Here is a 24015-nt window from a genome sequence, read left to right on the forward strand (position 1 = left end):
ATCTTCGTATTCTTCCTCGTCATCATACTTGGAATTATCCTCATCCTCGTATTCTTCGTCATCGTCATACTCGGAATCGTCTTCATCCTCATATTCTTCGTCATCGTCATATTCGGAATCATCTTCATCCTCGTATTCATCGTCGTCATACTCGGAATCATCTTCATCCTCGACATACTCAGAATCGTCTTCATCCTCATATTCAGCTTCTTCATCGTAAACCGCATCCGATTCATCATCTTCTTCGGAGTCAACGATTTCTTCAAAATCATTTTCTTCCGGATCATCCTCGTCAGTGTCTGAAGCTTCTTTGGATGAATCTTCCGGGCTTTCAGTCGCTTCATCCTCTTCATCATCAACGAAATCTTCAGCATCTTCATCGGTGATTTCAGGCTCTTCACCATTTTCAAGCTGTTCCATCAGTTTGCGGATATCATCAGAAAGGATTGGTTTTGTAGCTCCAAGAACTTCCTCTTCTTCTTCTTTCTTCTTCTCGCGCAGGGCTTTTTCTTTCTCAGCTTCCTCCTGGCTCTTTTCAAGAATCTTTGCATTTTCACGCTGGGTTGCTTCCCAGTTGGCAAGAATTTCTTCAATCTTCATCTTACCGGTCATCTGTGAATCGTCTGAAGCAGATTCAGGAGCAACTGCACCACTTGCAACGGCAACACCGGCTTTCAGGGCATCTGAAAGGGAAGCACCGGAAATGGTTGTGGAAATATCGGAAGTGCTTCGAATCCGGGTTTTTGACTGTGACTCAGCTTCTGGTTCGGAAGCATGTGTCCGGGTCATTGGCTCTGGAAGATCCGGAAGATCAATACTGTCTGTGACATGTACATCTTTGCGGATCTTGTCTGCGATTCGTGGATCCGGTGCAGGACGTCCTTTGGATTTTCGGAAGGAAGGTTTTCTCTTGGAAGAATCCTTACAGCCGATACCATCATTTCGATGATCGTATTTTTCCTGCTGAAGTGGAGTCAGCGGTTTGTATTTCATTTTAAGTTCCATTGCCTGATATACATAAGTACCTTCGCTGAACCAGAGAATCAGATCATCACATTCATCAAGACATTCGGAAGTCATACCGGCTTCAGCGTATAATCTGGCAAGCTCATATGCCCATTTTTCAACGTATTCAGAATGCTTGAAATCTTCAAGAGCTTCAATCTGTTCTTTAACTGGCGCTTTCTGTGCTTTTAAGATCTTATACCGGAGAATGTACTGGTTTGGATCTTTCGGAGCAAGCTTGACAAATTCTTCGTAGCAATCAGCTGCTTCATCGAAATGTCCCAGCTTCAGAGAAATAATTCCCAGGCGGTATACGACCTTTCTGCTGGAAGGTGCTTTATCATACGCAATAAATAAGGTATCACGTGCTTTACCAAGTTCCCCCGCATTTTCATAGATTTCGCTTACGGTAGAGAGCATGGCGGTATTTTTTACTTTACGCCAGTCGATCGTATCTGCAATCGACATCGCTTTCTGGTAAGACTTCTGTTCGGCATACGCAAGCATCTGCTCTGTCTTTGCGCGATATTCATATTTATCCAACGTTTCTCACCTCATATGATTATTATTAATTATTTTACTTTTCCTCAGTAAGTCTGACTTTTGTACCAGAAACGGAAAACAAAAGTCTTATAATTTTACTTACTAAGTGTATCATAGAGCGTTGTCAATGTCAAAAATTACGGCTGATATTTTTCAGAAATGTTAAAAAAATATTACAAAAAATTCACAAATTGGGAGCTGGTAACAGAAAAAAAGGAGACAGCCATCTTTTAAATGGCTGTCTCGGAATATTCAATTGTAATTTTTATTTTATAATTTTTATTTTTATATCGGAGGAATTAAGTAATTCTTATTCCTGTAAGTTCTTTGAGCATTTCATATGATATTCAGATTTTATAAAATTTATAAAAATGAAATCATATGAATCGATTTTGATCAATTCTGATCTTTTGTTATTTTATATAATCAGGTAATTCAATTTTTGTATTTATCAGCTTTCTCGTCACTGTTAAATTTACTTATCAATGAATGTTTCTTTACACATTTTCTGATCTTGAATTACTGTGGTATTTACTTCAATATGTCAACAAATGCTGAATCTTTTTATATCTTATAATCGCTTCCGGTTTATCTACTACTCCGACCTTTTTTATCATTAACTTTTCTCTTACCGGATTATAATCTATGGTTAAGGCTCATCTCACAGGAATTTACATTTGCCATACCATTAACATATTGAGTTTTAGATGATGAAATATCCAACGGTCAAAGCCTCCTTCCTTTCGTTCTCGTTCCAAAATTTTATCCGGATATTCTTTTTCTCTTATACTTTTTTCTGTTCAGAAGTCAGATATCAATTTTCTCTTATTATTATAAATTATCAATTTTAAAAATTGTTCTCTACACACTCCACTTACAAAACGCTCATAACCAAAATGTATAGTTGCTTTTTTAAAACTTTCTAACCTTCAAATAACAATTATTCTTGTTACCCTTTTCTGATCTGGTTCTTCATCTTATACTCTTGGCGAGTATATATGAAACTATGTAACAGATTAAAAAAATATCTTTTTGAAATTCCCTTTCTCGTCAGGAACTTCTTTTCTTTTGGATTGACTTAATAATAACACCCAAATACTTATTTGTCAATATAATTTTAAAATAATTTTGGTAAAATTAGAAAGAATTGAAATTGCAATATATATATCAGAAAATTCAAACAATTATAAATACGATTAGAAATAGTTATAGCCATTTGCAATATATTCGGGGTTTTGCTATTGTTTCCGTCCATAAATGCATGATACACTAAAAAATAGATGAAAAATACAGGCTATGGCATTGGGATAAAGAAAGGAGACCTACAGATATGGGAGGATTTTTTGGCGTTGCATCAAAAGAAGCATGTAATCTGGATCTTTTTTATGGAACAGATTATCATTCGCATCTTGGAACCCGCCGCGGAGGTATGGCTACTTACGGAAGTGATGGCTGGAAGCGAGCAATTCATAATATTGAAAATTCGCCGTTCCGTACAAAATTTGAAAAAGATGTTGATACAATGAAGGGAAATATTGGAATTGGATGTATTTCAGATTATGATCCACAGCCAATTCTGATCCAGTCGCATCTGGGGTGCTTTGGAATTACGACAGTAGGTAAGATCAATAATGCGGATCAGCTGATCCGGAATCTTTATGAAAATGGACATACACATTTTCAGTCTATGACCAGTGGACAGATCAATTCTACAGAGCTGGTTGCGGCATTGATCTGTAAAAAGGATTCATTTGTTGAGGGAATCCGTTATGTGCAGTCAGTAGTTGAAGGCTCGATGACACTTCTGCTTCTGACAGAGAATGGAATTTATGCAGCCAGAGACCTTCTCGGACGTACACCGGTTGTGATCGGAAAGAAAGAGAATGCATACTGCGTTTCCTTTGAAAGCTTTGCATATATCAACCTTGGATACACAGATTACAAAGAGCTGGGACCTGGGGAAATCGTCTACGTGACACCGGAATCTGTGGAGACTGTAAGTCCTGCATGTGAAAAGATGAGAATCTGTTCGTTCCTGTGGGTATACTATGGATATCCTACTTCTTCTTATGAAGGGGTTGGTGTAGAAGAAATGCGTTACAACTGTGGAAAGCTTTTAGCACAGAGAGATGACCATTCGATCGACGTGGATATTGTTGCAGGAGTTCCGGATTCGGGTATCGCTCATGCGATAGGCTATGCAAATGAATCAGGTATTCCGTATGCAAGACCATTTATCAAATATACTCCGACCTGGCCAAGATCCTTCATGCCGACAACACAGAGTCAGCGTAATCTGATCGCCAGAATGAAACTGATCCCGGTACATAGTCTGATCGAAGACAGAAGCCTTCTGCTGATCGATGATTCGATCGTGCGTGGCACACAGCTCCGTGAGACGACAGAGTTCCTGTATCAGAGTGGCGCAAAAGAAGTGCATGTCCGCCCGGCATGTCCACCGCTTCTGTACGGTTGCAAATATCTGAACTTCTCCCGTTCCAAATCAGACCTGGATCTGATTACAAGAAGAATCATACGTGAGTGGGAAGGCGATAATGATGTCAATGTACTGGATGAATATGCGGATCCGAACAGTGACCGGTATGCAGCAATGCTGGAGGAAATCCGCAAGAGACAGAATTTCACTTCCCTTCGTTATCACAGACTGGATGATCTGATCAAATCAATCGGGATTGATGCATGCCAGGTATGTACCTACTGCTTTAACGGTGTGGAATAACAGGTAAATGAAAATATAAAACAGGTGTCCACGTAAGTATATCTTAGTGATATATCCCAGTGGGCACCTGTTTTTGTGTATACGATGAGCCAAGTGCAGATTTGTGCTTGCACAAGGATCTGCATTTGGCGCATGCACATCATCGAGCTGTCAAGCCAGATGATGTACAAAGTATAAGAATCGAGTAGGAGTCAGCCTACTCGATTATATACGATTTTGGTGTATACAATGATGTGGAATGGTGTACAAAGTATGCGGAGCGGTAGCTCCTTCTGCAAAGCTGCACTATAGCAGCAGATCATCTATCTTCACATAGTCTCCCATCCGGTATGCTTCAATTGCATTTCCATTGATCACATAGAACTTGTCGTTTGCATACACACCGCGGGTTCCAAGATAAGAATTACCGTTGACTTCCTCTTGCATCTGTACCTGGAAGCCCTGATCTTTATCGTAAGAAAGGATCACATACTGGTTGGCAGATCCGGAAAGCGGAAAGCCGATCAGATTCTTTTCCGGATCAACCAGTGCTGCACGGTAGTCAGAAAAGACATCCGAGTAATAGTACTGATCCAGTGTGTACTTGCTGACTTCCTTCACATCCGAAGGATCACTGATATCAAACATGGAGACTTTTATCCCGTTTGTGACTCCATTTTCATCGGTATCCATACCGATGCCAAGAAGCAGATTATCACTGTAAAAATGCAGGTATTCCGAAAAGCCGGGAATTTTCAGCTTGCCAAGGATCTTCGGATTCTCCGGATCGGAAAAGTCTACGGAGAATAAAGGATCTGTCTGTTCATAAGTTACAAAGTAACCGGTATCGCCCAAAAATCTTGCGGAATAGACCTGTTCATTTTTGGCAAGATCTTCGATTTTACCGATTGTTTTCAAATCTGCATCCAGCACATAGACTGCATTGGACTGTGAAGAGTTTCCGGCATTGTGCGTAACCGTTGTCACCAGTCGCAGCGTATTGTCATACTCATCAATGCTGAAGGAATCGTTCAGATATCCTTTTACTTTGCCCTGGGCAGAGCCGGAAAGTTTTCCTTTATTGTAAGACAGCTTGCGGAGGATCGTCTGATTCTTTGCCGCAAGATTATCTGCGAGGATACTGCTGTTCGCATACTCGTAAATATAAATGTTGTTCTCACTCACATAGACTTCGCCATTCTCAGACATGACTGCTTTCTGGTCTGCTGCCTTATCCGGACTGGAAGCGGAAACGGAGCTGACAACAAGGTACTGGTCTGCTGCATGGTTCGTCGGGAGATAGATATCCGACTGCTTCAGAAGATTGTCACCAACAAGCGGAACATAGGAAGGATAATCCTTTTTGGTGATCGTATCGTAAATATAATAGTCACTGAATACATACAGGTATCCGTCTTTAAAACGTGAAGTGCGGTAGTAACCACTCTGATCCACGGTTCCGATGGATTTCGGATTGTTGATATCTGTCAGATCATAAGTCTGGATACGGGTACAGCTGCCGCGGTACAACGTCTTGCTGTCAGAATCAACCTGCGTGTTCTGCATGTTGCCAAGGACAAAAAGCTTCTGGTCACTCAGGTAAAACTCGGATGCCTGAAAATTCTCATTCAGCGAAATACCGGAAACAACCTTCATCTGATCAGACCGGATATCTACAATGGAAATTTCCTGTGAGTTTGCTTTCAGTGTATAAAGATAATTTCCATCCGTTTTTACAATGTCTGCTTCACCGACACCCTCTGTGCGGACGTTGGTATCGGAAAATGAAGTATCCACAGCACGTGCAGAGGCTGTTGCAGAATCCGAAGAGGAGCTGGAGCTATCGGTGCGTGCACCACTGTCGGCTGTTTTAGTTGAATACATGACAATTCCGCTGTCGGTTGAACCGGTAACAGATGAAGAATCCAACTCATCCTGATAAGATTGCAGGTATGTGTAGACTTCATCATAATCGGTTGCCGTTTCTAAAGTATTGGAAGAGGCAAGCTTACCGGAGGATGTACCGATTGAAGAACTGCCTTTTGTGGAAGAAGTGGCTGAGTCTGAAGAAAAATTCTGCTGGCGGATGTGGGCGCCAATGCCGACAACCAGTACCAGTGCGGCAGCGATAAGTCCTCCGCGCATCCGGTGGCCGCGGGAAAATCCATGCTTTTTCGGGATATGTCCGGAAGCCTGAGTGCTGTTATGCTCTTCCAGCATTTTCATAATCTGATCCGGTGCAAGGCTTTCCGGAACAGGAGTTTTTTCCGTAGATTGTTTTATTTTATCCAGTATTTCTTTTTCGTGATCTGTCATATGAAACACCTCCTATTACTCTTTTATCCTACTCTTTCAGAAGCCAGCTCATCTTTTCGAGGGCACGCTTTCTGCGGGAGCGGACTGTATTCGGGTTCAGCCTTAGCATTTTTCCGATCTCTTTACTGTTGTAACCGCCATAGACGGATAAGCCGATGATCAGCTGATCGTCTTCATCGAGAATAAGAAAAGCACGTTCCACATCTGTGCGGAGTCCGTCACAGTATGTGGCAGAAGCATGATCTTCTTTCAGCTCGGTCTCGGTCCGTTCACGGCTCTTTAACTTCCGGCGGCACACATTTGCCAGAATCTGAAAGATCCAGGAACGGAATGCTTCTTCTTTGCGTAATTTATGTATGTTCTCATAGGCGGAAAGAACGGCTTCACTGACGGCGTCTTCTGCATCCTGCGGATGATGCATCATGCAGAGCGCAAAACGATACAGATCCTGATAAACCGTCTTATATAATTCTTTAAATGCAATTGCATCGATCATAAAGTCCCTCCTCTCAAAATCGGTTCTTTGTATATAAGAGTATAAAAAAGTCGGAAGTGTTGCAAAAAGGGACAGAAAAATTTCCGTCCCTTTGAAATCATATCATTTTCTGAGAAAAATTAACCTCTGTAATAGTTGATCAGACATCCTTTGAGGATGATCTCACGTTCTGCATCCGTCAGATCACCGAGTTTCAGATCGATCTCTTTCAGATCATCGCCTACGACATAAGCCCTGATCGTGGAAGCTTTATCTTCTACTGCTTTGCGGATATCCGGCACGAAGAGATAGTCACCGTTCCTGAAAGAAAGCTTTGTGTGTTCCTCTTCGGTAATAAACGGAAGCATGCCCCAGTTGATCAGGTTCGAGCGGTAACGTTTGGTTGCGTACTCATTCGCGATATTCGCCCAGCCGCCGAGGACCTTCTGGCAGGAAGCAGCCTGCTCACGGGCAGAACCATCACCAGGTTTGACCGCGAAAATGGTACTTCCGACACCGATATTTCCTTTGCCGACTTCCGGATAAGACTTCTGGATTGCTGCCATCACCGGTTTTAATTCATCCAGTACATCCAGTGGACAAGTACCTGCTTCAATCGCTTTCTGGGCTTTCTGGACCTCTTTCGCGCGTCCTACATAGGCAGGATCCTTTCTGGAAAGTGCAAATTCAGCAAGTCCAAGTGGGTTGGAACGATAAGAAGAAGTCTCGCCGGACGGGATCAGTTCGTCTGTCGTTGTAACCGGATCGTGGATCTCAGATACGACCTTCAGGATCAGATTCTCAGGAAGAGCGCTCATTGCCGGCCAGTCTTTGATGTTCGGTCCGAATTTGATCTCAACCGAAGGATCAGCAACGCCGTGGCTGTCAAATACACGGTTGGCGTAAATTCTGGAATCAAAGTGGTAGGTCGGGTTCTTGTATTCAATATCAAAATCTGTTGCCGGAGTAAGGAAACCTTTGTTCGCAGCAGTTGCGGCAATGGAACGTGCATCCATAAGGGCAACAGATGCGATCTGTCCACTCTGCAGCTTGCTTCCTTCACGGTTCGGGAAGTTACGGGTAGAGTGACGGATGGAAAATGCATTGTTTGCCGGAGTATCCCCTGCACCGAAGCACGGTCCGCAGAAGGCTGTCTTCACGATCGTACCGGCTTCCATCAGGTCAGCAACCGCACCATTTTTCACAAGCTCCATGTAGATCGGTGTACTTGCCGGGTAAACACTGAAGGTAAATTCATCTGATCCGATGTATTTGCCACGGATGATGTCTGCGGCAGCACAGATATTTTCAAAACCGCCACCGGCACAGCCTGCGATGATACCCTGATCGACATAAAGCTTACCATTTACGATCTTGTCCTGAAGAGAGTAATCCACAGCACCGTCCAGGCTTACCAGCGCGCGCTGCTCTACATCGTGGAGAACATCTGCAAGGTTGGCATTGACATCCTCGATGGTGTAGACATTGGACGGATGGAACGGCATGGCGATCATAGGCTTGATCTCGCTCAAATTGACGTATACAAGACCGTCATAGTAAGCGACTGCGCCAGGCTCCAGTTCCCTGAAGTCATCACTTCTTCCGTGGATATCGTAGAACTCTTTGATCTTGTCATCGGTTCTCCAGATAGAAGAGAGGCAGGTTGTCTCTGTTGTCATAACATCGATTCCGATACGGAAGTCTGCACTTAATTTGCCAACGCCAGGTCCGACAAATTCCATGACTTTGTTATTGACATAGCCATTGCCGAAGGTTGCGCCGATGATCGCAAGGGCAACGTCCTGCGGTCCGACACCTTTCACCGGTTCGCCGTCCAGATAGATTCCGACAACACCCGGCATCTTGATATCATAAGTCTTGTTCAGAAGCTGTTTTACAAGTTCCGGTCCGCCCTCTCCCATTGCCATGGTACCGAGTGCACCATAACGGGTGTGGCTGTCAGAACCAAGGATCATCTTGCCGCCGCCTGCGAGCATTTCACGGGCAAACTGGTGGATAACGGCCTGATGAGGCGGAACATAGACACCGCCGTACTTCTTCGCACAGGTCAGTCCAAACATGTGGTCATCTTCATTGATCGTACCGCCGACTGCACACAGAGAGTTATGGCAGTTGGTCAGAACATAAGGGATCGGGAATTTCTCCAGTCCGGATGCTCTTGCAGTCTGGATGATTCCGACAAAGGTAATGTCGTGCGAAGTCAGCTTGTCAAATTTGATCTGAAGCTGCTGCATATTACCGGAAGTATTATGCGCACTTAAGATCCCATAAGCCATTGTCTCTTTTGCAGCAGCTTCTTTTGTTGTCTCAATACCTGTCTTGCTTTTTACGGCAGCAAGTGCATCGGGTGCATCTGCAATTACCTCAGTACCGTGTAAAAGATAGGCACCGCCTTCGTATAATTTCACCATATCATGTCCTCCTATTTTCTGTTTTCTATGAATTTCATGTGGTCTGCGACCATCAGAGCAATCTTAAATGTCAGGGCGTCCTCAAAGACTCTGACATCCAGCCCGGTCTGCTTCTGGATCTTCTCCAGCCGGTAGACGAGCGTATTCCGGTGAACGAAAAGCTGTCTCGCTGTCTCCGAAATATTCAGGCTGTTTTCAAAAAATTTATCAACTGTGGATAAGGTTTCTTCGTCAAACTGATCAACGGTATTTCCGGCAAATACTTCTTCCAGGAACATCTCGCATAAGGAAACGGGAAGCTGGTGGATCAGCCGTCCGATACCGAGTTCGCGGTAGGATAAAATATTGCGTTCCGGATAGAAGATACGTCCCACATCCAGAGCCATGCCTGCTTCTTTGTAAGACTGTGAGACCTCTTTGAGCTCGGGAATGATGGTTCCGAAGGAAAGCCGGACATTGACCATAGCTTCGGTGTTGATCGCATTCACCAGCATATCGGCAGTCGAACGGATCGTATCATAATCATCCGTACTGTCAAGGGATTTGATCAGAATAATATGTCCCTCATCTACGGCAGTAACAAAATCACCGGTTCCCGAGGAATAAATCCCACGGATCATATCCAGGACGATCGTGTCATCCGGATTTTTCGGTTCGATCAGATAGACGACTCTGCGCTGCTCAACTGTAATACCAAGCTTTTTCGCCTGATTGTAGATATCTACGAGAAGCAGGTTATCCAGGAGCAGGTTCTGGATAAAACGGTTACGGTCAAGACGTTCACTTCCGGATCTTAAAAGGCTCTCCAGCTGGCAGACACTTAAGCGTCCGCTGGTATGCACATCAATCTCACTATTGTGCTCGATCACGAAAATATAAGTCAGTTCATCATCATCATAAACCGGAAACAGACCATAGCATTCATCCAGGTGCTCCTCCGATACGCCGGTAACCTCCAGCTCTTTTAAAAATGAGCAGACAGCTTTTTTTACTGCAGGCTTCTCCTTACCTACAGCTGCAAGTATCACTCCGTCTGTGTTCCAGATGGAACAGTTACACTCGATGATATCCCCTATTTCATTGATTGTTCTCTGTAAAATCTGGTTGGATAACAATCCATTCACCTCTCCATTCTTTTCAATATATGACAAATGGGAGAATTGTGAAATTCCCCCATCTTCTTCTGACAATACAATCTGATATTATTTTAGCAAATGTTTTACACTTTAGCAAGTTAAAATGAAAAACGTTCTCTCTTATTCGTCTTCGTCATCGCGTCTGTCAAGCATGGCAGCAACGATTTCAAGAATCACAGCAAGACCGATCATAGATGCAGCGGCAATCTTTCCGGCAGTGCCGGTTGCAGCCTGTGCGATACCGCCGACAACCGGAACAGAAAGCTTTACTTTTCCGATGTAGTTGTTGTAAGGAATCGGATTCATATCTTTTTCCTCATTGGCATCCCCTTTGGTGATAAACTGTCCCATCGCCGGGCTGTTGGATACTACGCGGTGGGTGATGATCGAGCCGTCTGCATTGTTGCTGTAAAAAGCAATGACATCATCTTTGACGATCGTATCTGGTTCTTCATACCGGACATAGACCAGGCTTCCCGTCGGGATCGCCGGTTCCATGCTCCCACTGATCACGGTATACATCTGAAAACCAAAAGCTTTCGGAAGCGTCAGCGGAATACAGGCAAGAATCAGTACTGTCAGTAAAACAGTGCCCAGTGCACTGCAAAATGCAGCCACTGGGCTTTTCTTTTTCTTCGTTCTCTTCAAAAAAGACTTCTCCTTTAGTGCCGCGCTTTTTTTATTTTGCACGTTTTTTCAAGAATACGATCAGTCCTGCGAGAGCTGCTACTGCAACAACGATAATGCCGATCCCTGCTGCGATCGGAGTTTTGCTCGTCTTGTCTTTCGCATCGATATTTCCTTTTGGAGTGTCTTCATCATCCAGATCTACCAGAGACTTTGGTGTCTGTTCATCCGGTGCGGTGGTCGTATCGTCTGTCGTATCCTGAGAATTGTCTGCATTCGTTGTACCACCGGCAGTACCGCCTGTTGTAGTACCACCCGCTGTAGTGCCACCTGCTGCAGTACCACCTGCTGCAGTACCACCCGCTGTAGTACCTCTACCAGTACCGGCGGCTGCACCTGTTGTACCGGCAGCTCCGGTTGTACCTGCTGCACCGGCAGGAGTTGCGGTTCCAGGAACTGTTGTTGTGACGGTAGTTGTTGTCTCAACGATACGGTCTGTAGCTCCCGGTGTGTAGGTAAACGTAAATACATTCTCAGATTCATTATCACTCAAAGTCTTCGTAAGTGCAAGAGCATCAGGAATATAATTTTCAACGTAACGGTAAGCAACGACCGGCTTGTCGCCGACGTTTCCGTAGAAGGTCTGGCTCTCTGCCAGTGATTTACCGGATGCATCCTGATAATTTACGGTATAGGCAACCATGTTGCCTTTGATTCCATAAGCGACTACATAGTCGGCATCTTTATCAACGGTAAAGGAAGGAGCCGCAAGTGTTTCGTTATTGTCACGTCCGCTGAGACGGATTCCTTTGACATAATACTTGTCGTCTGTTACCTGGATGTCATTCAGATTGAAAGTAACGGTAGAACCGGAAGCAATGTTTGTCTGCTCGATCTTGTTCTGTCCGTTAATTGTTCCTTTGTTACCTGCGGATAATGTTACCTTGTAGGTATACGGTGTAGTATCATCTGCCATAACGCTCATTGTGGATGCACCGAGTGTCATGGATACAGTCAGAAGAGAAACCAGTAATCTTTTCCATTTTTTCATCTGCTTACTCTCCTTTCTGTCTGCGTCTTTTTGTGTTCTTATTGAGTGTGTAGATACCATATGCAAGAAGGATCAGTCCACTGATGAGTGCAAGCACACAGAAGAGAAGAACTCTTGCGGTATCACCGGTTTTAACGGTCTTGGTTGTCTTAACAATCTTATTCTTGGTGATGGTTTTGCCGGCTGAAACCTTTTCTACTGCAAAGTTCATGCGGAGCTTTGCGAGTGTGAGCTGATAACCGTTGCCCTGTGTCTCACCTTCAACACCGACGGTAAGGTGTACCGTTCCGGTATTATTGGAAGCAAGTCTTCCGAGGTAGAAATATTCTTGGGTTGAGCTATCGATCTGCTTCAGACCTTCTCCTGCTTTGGAAGCGCCTTCCCCTCCGACAGTTGTACTGTCATAGAGTACCTTTTCGGCATTATCACTTCCAACATAGGTCAGCTTGTATTCATAAGCACCACCTTCTGCGGAAGACTGTGCATCCTCCAGTGTCTGGATCACTTCGTTGGTCATGTACCAGTCGGTATCCGTACTGTCGGAGTTCTTAAGCTGAACCTTGAGCTCGATGCTGTCACCCGGCTGGATATTTGCCAGCTCGTCAGTCACATCGGAGCTTTTAAAATTACTTTCCATCTTGCCGCCGGTGAAATTAACCTGCCATCCGTCGACTCCCTGAGAATCCTTTGCAAATGCAGTTGTGTGTACCCCTGCTGCCATTATCACTGTCATGGCGAGGCACAAAATTTTCTTTTTCATACTCTGTACCTCCCTACTGTAAGCTCATTGTTGTTTCGTCGTCTGATACATTTACGTCCACGCCCCAGGCACTCTTGATCGCGTCCTTTGCGTTGTGTGTCTGAACTGCATCCACCTCTGCGTCAATGTGGAAGGTGTAGCCATTGTACTTGTAAGTATAAGTGATGGTTTTACCTTTTTCAGATTCTTTTTCAGATTCGGTTACATGCTTTGTTACATCCGATGCAATCGAAGGATTGATTCGGAGTGTATCCGATAATGCCGGTGTGGTATCTCCGGCTGCAACTGCCTTGGTATAATAAAGAACGGTACGCTCTTTCGTGGACTGTGCCTTTGCAACCTGCCATCCGTTGTCTGTGAGGAAGTTCAGCTCGATCAGATCCGGTGAAAGTTCGGTGTTCTTTTTACCTTCTTCGTCCTGCCAGCTCTTTGTGATGATCACACGTACAAAGGTGTCGATCGTACCGCTGTTCTTGACGCTGATTGCTTCGTTATATTTCTTGCCGGGTGTAAATGTCTCATCCTTTCCAAGAAGGTTTGTGAGAAGTGTACCCTGTGAGGTTCCCTTCCATTCATTGTTCGATACATAATCCCGGCTGCTGACTACTTTGTCATTTTCCAGAAGAGATACGCCGATACTCTGCATATTCATCTGTGCGGAATAATTCTCACTGTAGTAAGTGAGTGCGGCGCGTGTACTGCCGACAGTGCTTCCAACCAGCAGGAGTGCTGCGGCTGTCAGGACCAGGGCAGGTTTCTTTGGAAATGATTTCTTTTTCTTTTTCATTCTCATTACCTCCTACTCTGTCGTCTGTGTGCTGTCGTCTTTGATTACGTGATTCCAGTCGGCGTATGGATTGCCGTCCTCGTCGTAGAGAACCGGGGTGCATTCCTGGATGACTACGATGTTGAATTCTTCCGGTTTGTCATTTCCTTCCGGGAACTTATAAGTGATATTGAGTTCCTGTTCGGTTGTCTTGCCTGCCGGAAGGACATCGTCGTAACACCAGTAGGAGACATTCTTGTCATTCTCGTCGACCATTTCGGTCCATCCGCCGTCCGGAGTGTTGTATGTAAGTGTTACCGGAGCGAATGCCGTTACTCTTACGAAGCAGTCATAATCACCGATATTGCTGATCGTGACATGCTTCCCGTTTTGATCTACTGTTTCATTTGGGATGGTTTCTGTAAATCCCATATTCATTGTTACACCGCCACCGGCTGTCGAATAAGTTGTAAAATACGCCATCGCGCTTCCAACTGCCAGGGTTCCGGTAAGAGCAAGTGTTGCTGCTGCCATGATTAGTGGTTTTTTATGTAACTTTCTCATTCCGATTCCCCCTTTCTAGTTCTTTGCTGCTGGTTCGGTGTACTGATACTGATCAGTTTCATCGAGTTTGAAATTATTTTTTACGCCGTATCCGCCATTGGTACGTCCATCGTGTTTGTTGATAAATGAAACCTTTGCCGGTTTGAATTCTACTTCGGTTTCTTTTTCAGGATTAGCAATGATGTCTGTTTCCTGACTTTTAGCAGAAGCGAGTTCATAGCTTGCACCGCTGTAAACCTCCGTTACCTTGACATGAGATCCGGCAGGAATTTTTTCAATCGTTACAGAATGGCTGCCTGTAGCATTGAAGGTAAGCTCTTCGATTCTGGTTTCGGTCTTCTTATCCAGTGTTGTGATATCAATCTGGAATACGAACGTTGCATTGTTACCGAAGGTAGCATTGTGATCTACCAGTTCCTTATTGATCACCAGATTACCGTATCTTACGTGCTGTTCCGGTTTCAGACCAACTGCACTGTTGTATTCTTTGGTCAAATCGTAGATCCAGTCATCACTTGCACCGTTACCACTGTAGTAATTATTGGTCGGAAGTGATACAAGGTAAGGAGTAAAGGTATAAGTATAATTGGTTGTAATCACTTTTGGTGTATCTACAAGGTAAAGTCCGGTATCCAATTTATCTTGGTAGCCTCTTCCGTTCTGCAGTGTAACGGTTTCGGTTGGATCAACAACCGTATTTCCCTTTGAATCTGTCAACTTACCTTGTGCTTCTTTGGCACGTTCTGCCCAAGTAGCAGCTGCAGTATCCAGGTTATCAGCACTTACGGATGAAAAATCCAGTTTTGAAAATGCACCGGTTGCGGTATAGTTGCCGGATACATCAACTGATGCAACTTTGTACAGATTGACCTGAACAGTAACGTCGTCATTTAGAAGTTCACTGTTTCCACCAATGTCAAATTGGATGGAACACTCTGCATCGGTATCGATCGCGCTTGCGGCTTTCGCACCCGGAAGAGTGAGCAGTGGAAATGTAAGAGCGACAGCTAAGAGAAAAGTACTTCCCTGTTTTAATCGTTTATTCATCATCGCCTCATGTCCTCCTTAAAAATCTTGGTTATTCTTTGTGAGCTTTTCTCTTGGAAAGGAATCGCAAGAGAATGATCACAAGAATCGTGATTGAAAGTCCTAAAATTAAATAGAGCATATAATAATTCTGAATGGCTTTTACCATAGAATCTGTAACTGATTCGGTAGCATCCTCTTCGCCGTTATATGGAATTCTGGTTCCTCTTACGAGAAGACGATGGGAGTTGACTCCATATGGTGTACAGGTAAATAAAGTTACCTGATCTTTTCCTTCTTCTATCTGGAGTGCTTTCTCCAGTGTTTCATGATCGTCTTTGTCTACCATCGGAAGAATCTGGTCTACCTTGTAGGCAAGGACTTCATCCAGTACATGGATGTAAAATTTATCGCCAACTTTGAGCTGATCGATATCGGTAAAAAGCTTTGCGCTTGGAAGTCCACGGTGAGCTGCGAGAACACTGTGGGTACTCTCCCCTCCGATCGGAAGCTTTGTGCCGTTCAGATGTCCGACACCGGTCTGAAGTTCATCATCACCGGTGCCATGGTAAATGGCAAGCTTGATGTTGATCTTCGGAATGGAAAGGTATCCCATTACACCGTCATCTGCAACGTTCAGGATCTTCCAGTATTCGGTGTCTTTGATGTCATTTTCATCTTCACCAAATACATCTCCGTAGAGGTTGTTCTGCTGAATGGTATTATTGAAAGCTTTTGCTTTCTCCCACTCGGATGTGAAGTCCTCTGATTCCATGTCCTGTATTGTATTGTCATAGCTGCTGATCAGCTGATTCTGTCTGTAGGTGTTCCACTGGTTGGATACCGTCGGGTAGATCAGAATCCCAAATCCTATCAAGAATAACAGACCGAAAAGGAAGGTTGAGATTTTTCTTTTCATAGGCATATTCCCTTTCTCGTTCTTATTCTCTTTTTAAGAGGTCTCATTTTTCTTCTTTTGAAGCTTCTTCTCCTTTAAGTATAACACAAGGATGAAGATTGTGGTAATTACAAGACCAATAATTACCCATAAAAGATAATTTGTATGAAAACTAATTCCGCTGAGTGGTGTCTTCTCATCGGCAACTTCCTGTTCCACATAAGGTACTCTGTGACCACGGACCAGAAGCCGCTCGGTATTGACTCCGTATGGAGTACAGGTTAAAAGTGTTACAAGATCTTTTCCTTCTTCTACTGCAAGAGAGGAAGTTTCTTCCGGTTTTACTACGGAAATCTTGTCGACTTCATAACATAATGTTTCGTTTAATACATGGATCAGAAAATGATCGCCTTCTTCCAGCTGATCCAGATCGGTAAAAAGAGACGCACTCGGAAGTCCACGGTGTGCGGAGATAACGGCGTGTGTACTTTTACCGCCGATTGGAAGAGAGCTTCCCTCCAGATGTCCGGCTGCCTGTTTGAGAACATCTTCATCGGTAGTGTGGTAGATCGGAAGCTTGATGTCAATCTTCGGGATCTCCACGATTCCCATCATCTCGTCACCGGCAATATTCAGAGCATCCATGTAGGACTGGTCTTCTTTGTCACTGGCTGCGGCAACTGCAAATGAGTCAGGAAGGATACTTGGAAGTAATGCTTCGTTGTAAGCTTCTGCTTTCTGCAGTTCTGCATCATAATCAATCTCATGTGCTGCATCCTTTTCGGATACAGTCTGTTCATAACTGCTGATCAATTGCTTTTGCCTGTAGTTATTCCACTGGTTTGCAACGAATGGATACAGCAGTAAGGACAACCCGGCTAAAAATATGATGCCAATAATAAGTTTGTTTGCTTTGCGTTTCATCCGAACTCTCCTTGCTGTTGTATTATTTTTTAGGAATCCGGGGCGACCTGCCCCGGATTCAATATCTGATTATAAATAATTATTGCAATTATTTGTTGTCTGATTTCTTGCGGCTTGCGAAGAACAGACCAGCTGCTGCGATCATGATAACGCATCCAGCGATTGTGAAGATTGTTGTACCGATACCACCGGTATGTGGAAGGGAATGTAATTTTGTATCTGAAACATTTGCTGTAGCCACTGGATTCTCTCCGTTTTCAATTGTTACATTAGGTACTTCTACTACAGAATATCCTGCCGGAGCTTTTGTTTCGACGATTTTGTATTCGCCATCATCAAGACCTTTAGCTACTACTACACCATCTTTAGCAACAATATTTGTTACTTTAGTAATGTTAGTATCAGCAATTTCTTCAGCAGTTGCTTTTTGGTAAATAGAAACGCCATCTTTTTCTTCAACATGTACGAACTTGATTGCAGTTGCACCTTCGTTAGCAGGAGTAATACTGAATTCTGCGCCTGCTAAAAGGTTATTATTAGTCTTATGTGCATCATAATTTTCATCATATTTGTTGATTGTGATAGAACCTAATTTACCTGTTACTTCTGGTACATCTTTTCCTTTGTTACTTGAAGCTTTGTTTGCAAAAGTAGCTGCATTTGTAATCTGTGCTTTTACTTCTACTGTTACAGTCTGACCAGCATGAGTATTCTCTGTTCCAATATAGGAAGGAGCAAATCTTACTCTTACCTTCTGTCCCTCTGCTGCCGGTAAGGCTGTTATAGGAGCGCCATCAGTTCCATCAGCATTAACACTTACTAATGAATAAGTATTTTCTCCTGCCTCAAGTGGTGTTTCTCCAACTTTTACAGTAACTTCAGTCACTTTCATACCTGTAGGTTCGTCAGTAATCTGGAATGTTCTATCTGTTGCTTCTTTATCATAACTTGGAAATACAGCTGTAATAGTAAATGGAACTACCTCTCCACGTTCTACTACCTGGTATGTAGCTGTTCCGTTTTCGCCTTTGAAAGCTTTTGTAAGTGTATATGTAGAACCTTTAGCATTGATTGTTTTATCTGCTGGTTTCATTAATCCATCACTGCCGTACTCGTAAACAGCTTCGCCCATTGGATTGTAAGATGTTTTTTCAGATCCAGCATAGACATAATATGCACCAATTTCAAGACCGTGGAATGTAACAGTACCATCTGTAACATTTGCGGTAGCTACGCGGGTAAGAGAAGTTCTCTTATCAACAAAATTCTGCCAATTGATAGTAACTGGTTTATCAGAAAGAATTACATCATTAGACGCTACACCAGTTTCAAGTTTCCAGCTACTTTTTGCTGCATCCCATCCAACTACTTTATAAACGCTTACCTCCGTTGCTTCTCCTGGAACTAATCCATTTACTGTCAGAGAAGCTGTATCGGCTGTTTTTGTTCCAAATTCAGCTGCAAACGATGTCATACTCATTCCGAGTACCATAGCCAGTGTTAATAACACTGCAAAGATTTTTCTCATCTTCTTCATATTGTTGTCTCCTTTTCTTTTAAGGACTTTGCCCATTTTTTATTGTCCCCTCATATGGGATAATAACGTTTTTGTGTGGCAAGAAGCCACTGAAAAATTAATTCTTACAATTATTTTCCCAGCACCTCCTTGCATTTGTTTTTATATAAGATCCATACAGCCGCAAACATAAGTAACATGCCGCCGATCATATACAAGTAAATTCCGGAACCTCCGGTGTGAGGCAGTTCATAAAGCAAATCATTTGCCACTGTAATGACGTAGGTATTATTTGTTGTTTTAACCTTTACATTTGTATTTTCTGAAACGGTAATACCTTTATCATTTACTGTTACAGTGATAGGATTTGCCAACTTGGTATAACCTGATGGTGCTTTCACCTCAGTCAGTGTATAAGTACCATAAGCAATATCGCCTTCCAAGACTAGACCATTGGCATCTGAAATGTAAGTTCCATTTGTATTTGTGCCAATCTTTACTACTTTTCCATTACTGTCTACCAGAGTAAATTCTGCACCTTTCAGATAAATATCCGGTGTACCTTCTGCATGTCTTGTTTTCAGAATTTTAATTTTCTGAGCACTCTTGGTATTTGTAATGGTGTAACGATTACCAGATGTACTATAAGTTACTGTGTATGTCGTTCCGCTGATAGTTGTTGTTTCATTTGATTCAATCATGCTGTACTTATGACCCTTATAAACAATTGTCCCGTTTGTGTCATCCAGCTTCAGCTCACGAACACCGCCGTAATTATCTGCTTCTTCTACAGTGAAAGAACCACTGTAATTTTTCCCATTTAACAATTCAAGAATGCGTCCTGAAACCGGATTTCCAGTTTTATCAATTAATTGTACTAAAACGGTATCCTTTGGATCAGTGATTCCTACCCAAGTTTTTTTAACTCGAATCTGTTCAACTTGAACAACTGGTTTTCTATAATTTTCTGTAACATTGCTGTCTTTCCACTTATAAGAAATCGTTGCTGCGCTGTTTGAATAGAAACCTGCCTTTTCTGATGATGTTCCAGTTTCAACTGCAGAATAACCATCTGAAGATGCATCTGTGTATTTATCACCTTTGTTAGGATAAGCTGTCTTTTGATATTCATCAAATGCAGTCTGGTTAGGCACAACATTTGTAATGGACAGATAATAATAGTAATTTTCTTTGAACGTGTAACTATCTTCAAATTTTAGTGTTGCGGTTTTCTTATCTTTACTGTAACTTACCGTAGCAATTTTAGTAGTACCTTCGTAAACATCACCACCAGTTAAAGAACCCTCTGTTAATGAAAATTCACGTCCATTGCCTGACACATTTGTGTAACCATTTGCGGTTTTCTGTGCGATATTTACTTTGATTTTTGTATTAGCTGTTGTATCAACATACTGACTTAATGTATCAGTAATTGTAACATTCGAGCATGCCAACGTTAAGATGTCACCAGCAATACTTGTAAATTCTCCTGTAAGATCGGAAGGATCTGAATAATTAATCGCTCTTTTGGTACTCGCTGTAGTTGCGTTTTTTACTCGCTCCAAAATATCTAATCCTGAGATTGTTTCAAAGATATCATAATACCAATAAGATCGATCGTAGAGCCAACTTCCATAATATTCAGATTGTACTTTTTGACCTTCCTCCGAACAGTTTTCTCTATGGCTCCAATATTTCGTATCATCATGTGTATAAACATTAACAGAGCTTGGAAGTCCAATTCCAACTGCATAAAACCTCTCGCACTTAATCTTACCAGCAGATGTTACTGCTGCCTCAAGCGTTTTTTTGCTTGTATCATTTCCATATCCAGATTTGTTTGTTCCATAGTAAGTCGGTTTTCCATCTGTCAGGAAAATGACAATTTTCTTTGCATTTTCTCTACTACTGCTATTTATTGCGGTGGCAGCTTGTGATAATCCCTGGTCATAATTTGTTCCGCCATCTGCAGACAATTTTCCTGCTTCTTTCTTCAGGTTTGTTCCATTAACCCAATCATCTGTTTTTGTTTTAGCTGATGAACTAAAGGTGACTAATTTGTATTTTGTATCTACTGTTTCCTTTTTTGCATCGAAGGCATCTACTAAGGCGTTAATTGCCGTCTTTGTATTTTCTAAATTACTTCCTTTCATACTACCAGAAGTATCAACCACCAATACAATATCAACAAAAGCTTTTTTTACATCGGAGCCAATTGTTCCGGAAGCATTCAGTGTAATATCATATGTACCATTGTCATTACGTTTGATGTACTTTTCATGAAACATTTTGCTTTCAACAGTTTCACCGGAACCGCCATTCTTAGAATAGTTGTTTTTAAATTCTACGCTCCTGGAATTTCCAACTGCAATGTTCATATTTGTAGAAGTAATTCCGCTTCCGGCTACCGTACTGTCTACGAATATAGATGTATTTCTAGTATATCCTGATACATCTAATGTACCTGTTTCTTCGATATTGATGTCACCACATTTATCCTGTGGAATATTTACAATCGTACTTCCTCTGTAAACACCATTTTCATATGTCCAGGTCATATCATTATATGATAAGGTTCTTACATCACCTACTTTAAACGAAAGTTTGTTAGCCAATGTCTCTGCATCTGCAGCACTCAAACCAGTAATGGTTTTTGTTACAGTAACATTTGCTGTACCTGCTACTGGTGTCAATCTGTCTCGTGTAAATCTTACATTATCAATAAAGTTTCCGACTGTAGCATTATTGGATGCTGTACTACCTGCAACGAAGAAGAAACGTGTAGAATACTGATTACTTGCTACAGTATAAGTTCCCTGATGAGTTGTCCAAGAACGATCTCCGTCTCTATAGGTAGCAACCATTGCTCCCGGATACTTTTCCTTATTATTGACAACGTCTAACACCTGATCCTGAGTCGTAATATTTTTAGCCAGCTCACTGGACATTGCAACAACATACATTGTATCATATTCTACCGCAGAGTTATCAATTCCGTTCGATCCTCGTGCTCTATGTGCCACCTGATAATTTAAAACTTCTCCAGGTGTCGTAAGGACATCCTGATATAATGCTCCGGCAGCTGCACAGTTAAGTTCTGCAAACTGATTTCCATCTGCTGCTATCTCATCTCCATGCCAATTATATCTCTGATCTCTGTCACTCTGACGTTTTAATGATGATCCTAATGTCGTAACAATTTCGATATCCGCGCCTTCCAAATCAGACCATCTGGTATCTGCATCATGTGTACCTGTTGTCTGCCAAACACCGTCTAATGCTTTATAATTTTCATTTGAAAACTGCCAGTTATTTGTATTCTGATGATAATCCGTAACACTTGGTGTCTCAAAACTTCCATTCTGTACTTCATAGTATCCGGTCACATTATATACAGAACTTGTTGCAAGAACTGTCGCACCATCGTTTGGTAATCCATACTCGTTCAGATTGCTTTTACTATAAGCTTCTACTGTATAAGTTACTAAATTATTTCCATTATATCCGAGTGCGCCACCATTCAATGCTATGTAAAGTTCTTTACCGTCTGAACTGATATCTTTTCCAAGATTTGTTCCTGTTGTACTGGAATACTGTGTTGGAATCTGTCTTTCCGCTGTTGCTCCATTAATACTTCTGTACCAAACATATCCAACATCTGCCGTTGTATCACTGTAATTAGCTGTCAGTTTTCCATAGTTTTCTGTAATACTTACTGTTCTTTGTGTATCAGCAACCTGAACATTATTGTTTTCCTGTGGGGTAGATTCATTTTTTTCTGCTTTTGGATTTTCTGGTTCAGTAACATCTTCTGTAGTTTTGTTAGTTGCCTTTTCAATTACATCAAAACATCCAACTACGATTGACTCTGTTTTCATCTCTACATCTTCTTCAAACTGAAGTGTATTTTCATTCAGTTCATATAATGTAGTTGTATTATTAAAAGAATCATATACAAATCCCATTGCATGGGTTGTATCTAATGATGTATTTTCAAAACGGAAATGAATCGGTTTTTCAGGGATCTGTGCATTTGCTTCAGGACTGACAGAAAATGATACATTTCCCATGATCGTCTGCTGAATCGTATATTCAGTGATTCCACGAGCTTCCAGTTCATTCTGAATATTTTCGATTACGGTCGACTCTTCTGTTTCCGATTGTAGATTCATTTGAAGAGTTGCATTTTCTTCCGTTGACTGGAATGCTTCTTCTGGTATGGTAGCAAATAAAGTACCCTGTGAGACACCATCTTTCATGATTTCACTGGATAACTCCACTGTATCTGTTGGAACACGATGAACGGTTCCTTCATCAGCGAATGCTGATATCGCACTGCTAAGCACAAGTACCATGCAAAGCATGAATGCTATTAAACGTTTCTTTGTATTACTTTTCATGGCGTCCTCCTTCTATTCCTCAATTCTGACTTCATAATTGTTATCAAGTGCTCCGTCTATCAGCTTCAATAATTCAAGGGCACTGCGGAAATGCTGCTCTCGCTGCTCTTCCACCCAGGTAACGCTGCCCTGCCAGGTACCGTTCTGCTGATCCATGATTTTTATTAAAAAAGTTCTTGTATTTTTTTGCTTTTTATTCATGTCAGTTTTCATCTGCCCTTCCTAATTATTTAGACTTTTTTATCTTATATAGGTATTGTATCTGACAAAGCATTACGTGAATCATTACCAATAACGAAAAATATTAACTTTTTTAAGCTATAACAAGAAATAGTAATGTTTTTGTAATAATATAATGATTTGATATCAGGGTCAAAAGGTCAGAAAGCCGATGCAAGCTTGCTTGCAAGAGGATTTTTGCCCTCTTGCTCCGCCAAAAACATGAGTAAGTAGCCATTTTTCAAAGAAAAATGAGCGGATTACGAATGCTTTTGAGGATTGCGAGAGTGCAAAGCACGTAGCAATCTAGTATCAAAGGGGTCAAAATACCTTTGAACCCCAACATCATGATTTGTAGGAGTGCGTAATATTTGTGTCTGACTCTACTATATGTATTGGGATATTAGAATAGAAGTAAAAGTTGGGAATAATGTGATGGAAGTGCAAAAAGTATAGCTTGCGGGGAGCGCATAGAAAAGGAGTGATCTGGTTATAGCGGTGAGGGAGAGGGATTTTCCGGACAAAAAGATCCCGTGACTGATATTGGGGAAATGCACTGCATCTTAGACGGTGATCAGTCACGGGATGGGGGTAAGGGTTATTTAGTTTTTATTCAATGCCAAATTCTTTTAATAGTT

At 42.2% G+C, this 24015-nt stretch carries 17 protein-coding genes; 1 reads left to right on the forward strand and 16 read right to left on the reverse strand.

The window, feature by feature from the left end:
- Window positions 1-1548: tetratricopeptide repeat protein (locus PGZ10_RS15810; RefSeq protein ID WP_270541828.1), on the reverse strand; the 1548-nt coding region annotated here is incomplete at its 3' end.
- A gap of 1330 nt (window positions 1549-2878) precedes the next feature.
- Here PGZ10_RS15810 and PGZ10_RS15815 point away from each other — a divergent pair.
- Window positions 2879-4288 carry an amidophosphoribosyltransferase gene (locus tag PGZ10_RS15815; RefSeq protein WP_195502424.1) on the forward strand — a complete coding sequence of 470 codons (1410 nt, stop codon included), beginning with the start codon at window positions 2879-2881 and terminating at the stop codon, window positions 4286-4288.
- Window positions 4289-4573: 285 nt separating this feature from the next.
- Here the strand turns inward: PGZ10_RS15815 and PGZ10_RS15820 are convergent, their stop codons facing one another.
- From PGZ10_RS15820 to PGZ10_RS15890, 15 genes are all read right to left on the reverse strand, one after another.
- Window positions 4574-6583, reverse strand: a complete 2010-nt coding sequence (locus PGZ10_RS15820) for a beta-propeller domain-containing protein (protein WP_270541829.1) — start codon at window positions 6581-6583, stop codon at window positions 4574-4576.
- Window positions 6584-6611: 28 nt separating this feature from the next.
- Complete coding sequence (locus PGZ10_RS15825) at window positions 6612-7079, reverse strand: RNA polymerase sigma factor (protein WP_008371152.1); 468 nt, start codon at window positions 7077-7079, stop codon at window positions 6612-6614.
- A 119-nt stretch (window positions 7080-7198) separates the two neighbouring features.
- On the reverse strand, window positions 7199-9490 hold the full coding sequence (locus PGZ10_RS15830) for a hydratase (protein WP_270541831.1): 2292 nt from the start codon (window positions 9488-9490) through the stop codon (window positions 7199-7201).
- 11 nt (window positions 9491-9501) lie between these two features.
- Window positions 9502-10605, reverse strand: coding sequence for a PucR family transcriptional regulator (locus PGZ10_RS15835; RefSeq protein WP_270541842.1), 1104 nt, complete (start codon window positions 10603-10605; stop codon window positions 9502-9504).
- Window positions 10606-10746: 141 nt separating this feature from the next.
- Window positions 10747-11274 (reverse strand): signal peptidase I, encoded by a 528-nt coding sequence (locus tag PGZ10_RS15840; RefSeq protein WP_117558114.1) that lies wholly within the window; start codon window positions 11272-11274, stop codon window positions 10747-10749.
- Window positions 11275-11305: 31 nt separating this feature from the next.
- Window positions 11306-12304 (reverse strand): hypothetical protein, encoded by a 999-nt coding sequence (locus PGZ10_RS15845; RefSeq protein WP_270541832.1) that lies wholly within the window; start codon window positions 12302-12304, stop codon window positions 11306-11308.
- 4 nt (window positions 12305-12308) lie between these two features.
- On the reverse strand, window positions 12309-13064 hold the full coding sequence (locus tag PGZ10_RS15850) for a sortase B protein-sorting domain-containing protein (protein ID WP_270541834.1): 756 nt from the start codon (window positions 13062-13064) through the stop codon (window positions 12309-12311).
- 13 nt (window positions 13065-13077) lie between these two features.
- Window positions 13078-13851 (reverse strand): hypothetical protein, encoded by a 774-nt coding sequence (locus PGZ10_RS15855; RefSeq protein WP_270541835.1) that lies wholly within the window; start codon window positions 13849-13851, stop codon window positions 13078-13080.
- 12 nt (window positions 13852-13863) lie between these two features.
- A complete protein-coding gene (locus PGZ10_RS15860) occupies window positions 13864-14394 on the reverse strand; it encodes a hypothetical protein (RefSeq protein ID WP_270541836.1) in 531 nt (176 codons plus the stop codon).
- Window positions 14395-14409: 15 nt separating this feature from the next.
- Window positions 14410-15444 (reverse strand): DUF5979 domain-containing protein, encoded by a 1035-nt coding sequence (locus PGZ10_RS15865; RefSeq protein WP_270541837.1) that lies wholly within the window; start codon window positions 15442-15444, stop codon window positions 14410-14412.
- A gap of 28 nt (window positions 15445-15472) precedes the next feature.
- The gene (locus PGZ10_RS15870) at window positions 15473-16339 is read right to left on the reverse strand and encodes a class C sortase (protein WP_270541838.1); all 867 of its coding nucleotides are present in this window, start codon (window positions 16337-16339) and stop codon (window positions 15473-15475) included.
- Window positions 16340-16372: 33 nt separating this feature from the next.
- Window positions 16373-17242: a class C sortase gene (locus PGZ10_RS15875; protein WP_270541839.1), complete on the reverse strand. Its 870-nt coding sequence runs from the start codon at window positions 17240-17242 to the stop codon at window positions 16373-16375.
- 88 nt (window positions 17243-17330) lie between these two features.
- Window positions 17331-18779, reverse strand: a complete 1449-nt coding sequence (locus tag PGZ10_RS15880) for a SpaH/EbpB family LPXTG-anchored major pilin (RefSeq protein ID WP_270541840.1) — start codon at window positions 18777-18779, stop codon at window positions 17331-17333.
- A 110-nt stretch (window positions 18780-18889) separates the two neighbouring features.
- Window positions 18890-23158 (reverse strand): DUF7604 domain-containing protein, encoded by a 4269-nt coding sequence (locus PGZ10_RS15885; RefSeq protein ID WP_270541841.1) that lies wholly within the window; start codon window positions 23156-23158, stop codon window positions 18890-18892.
- A gap of 12 nt (window positions 23159-23170) precedes the next feature.
- The gene (locus PGZ10_RS15890; RefSeq protein ID WP_008371181.1) at window positions 23171-23371 is read right to left on the reverse strand and encodes a hypothetical protein; all 201 of its coding nucleotides are present in this window, start codon (window positions 23369-23371) and stop codon (window positions 23171-23173) included.
- Window positions 23372-24015: the final 644 nt, after the last annotated feature.

It is taken from the genome of Coprococcus sp. AF102-57, assembly GCF_027686195.1.
Classification (GTDB): domain Bacteria; phylum Bacillota; class Clostridia; order Lachnospirales; family Lachnospiraceae; genus Allocoprococcus; species Allocoprococcus comes.

Coding starts and splice junctions, on each gene's coding strand:
- PGZ10_RS15875 (WP_270541839.1), bottom strand. CDS start 17,242: ATGAAACGCAAAGCAAACAAACTTATTATTGGCATCATATTTTTAGCC.
- PGZ10_RS15865 (WP_270541837.1), bottom strand. CDS start 15,444: ATGATGAATAAACGATTAAAACAGGGAAGTACTTTTCTCTTAGCTGTC.
- PGZ10_RS15825 (WP_008371152.1), bottom strand. CDS start 7,079: ATGATCGATGCAATTGCATTTAAAGAATTATATAAGACGGTTTATCAG.
- PGZ10_RS15870 (WP_270541838.1), bottom strand. CDS start 16,339: ATGAAAAGAAAAATCTCAACCTTCCTTTTCGGTCTGTTATTCTTGATA.
- PGZ10_RS15880 (WP_270541840.1), bottom strand. CDS start 18,779: ATGAAGAAGATGAGAAAAATCTTTGCAGTGTTATTAACACTGGCTATG.
- PGZ10_RS15830 (WP_270541831.1), bottom strand. CDS start 9,490: ATGGTGAAATTATACGAAGGCGGTGCCTATCTTTTACACGGTACTGAG.
- PGZ10_RS15890 (WP_008371181.1), bottom strand. CDS start 23,371: ATGAAAACTGACATGAATAAAAAGCAAAAAAATACAAGAACTTTTTTA.
- PGZ10_RS15815 (WP_195502424.1), top strand. CDS start 2,879: ATGGGAGGATTTTTTGGCGTTGCATCAAAAGAAGCATGTAATCTGGAT.
- PGZ10_RS15820 (WP_270541829.1), bottom strand. CDS start 6,583: ATGACAGATCACGAAAAAGAAATACTGGATAAAATAAAACAATCTACG.
- PGZ10_RS15885 (WP_270541841.1), bottom strand. CDS start 23,158: ATGAAAAGTAATACAAAGAAACGTTTAATAGCATTCATGCTTTGCATG.
- PGZ10_RS15845 (WP_270541832.1), bottom strand. CDS start 12,304: ATGAAAAAATGGAAAAGATTACTGGTTTCTCTTCTGACTGTATCCATG.
- PGZ10_RS15860 (WP_270541836.1), bottom strand. CDS start 14,394: ATGAGAAAGTTACATAAAAAACCACTAATCATGGCAGCAGCAACACTT.
- PGZ10_RS15855 (WP_270541835.1), bottom strand. CDS start 13,851: ATGAAAAAGAAAAAGAAATCATTTCCAAAGAAACCTGCCCTGGTCCTG.
- PGZ10_RS15850 (WP_270541834.1), bottom strand. CDS start 13,064: ATGAAAAAGAAAATTTTGTGCCTCGCCATGACAGTGATAATGGCAGCA.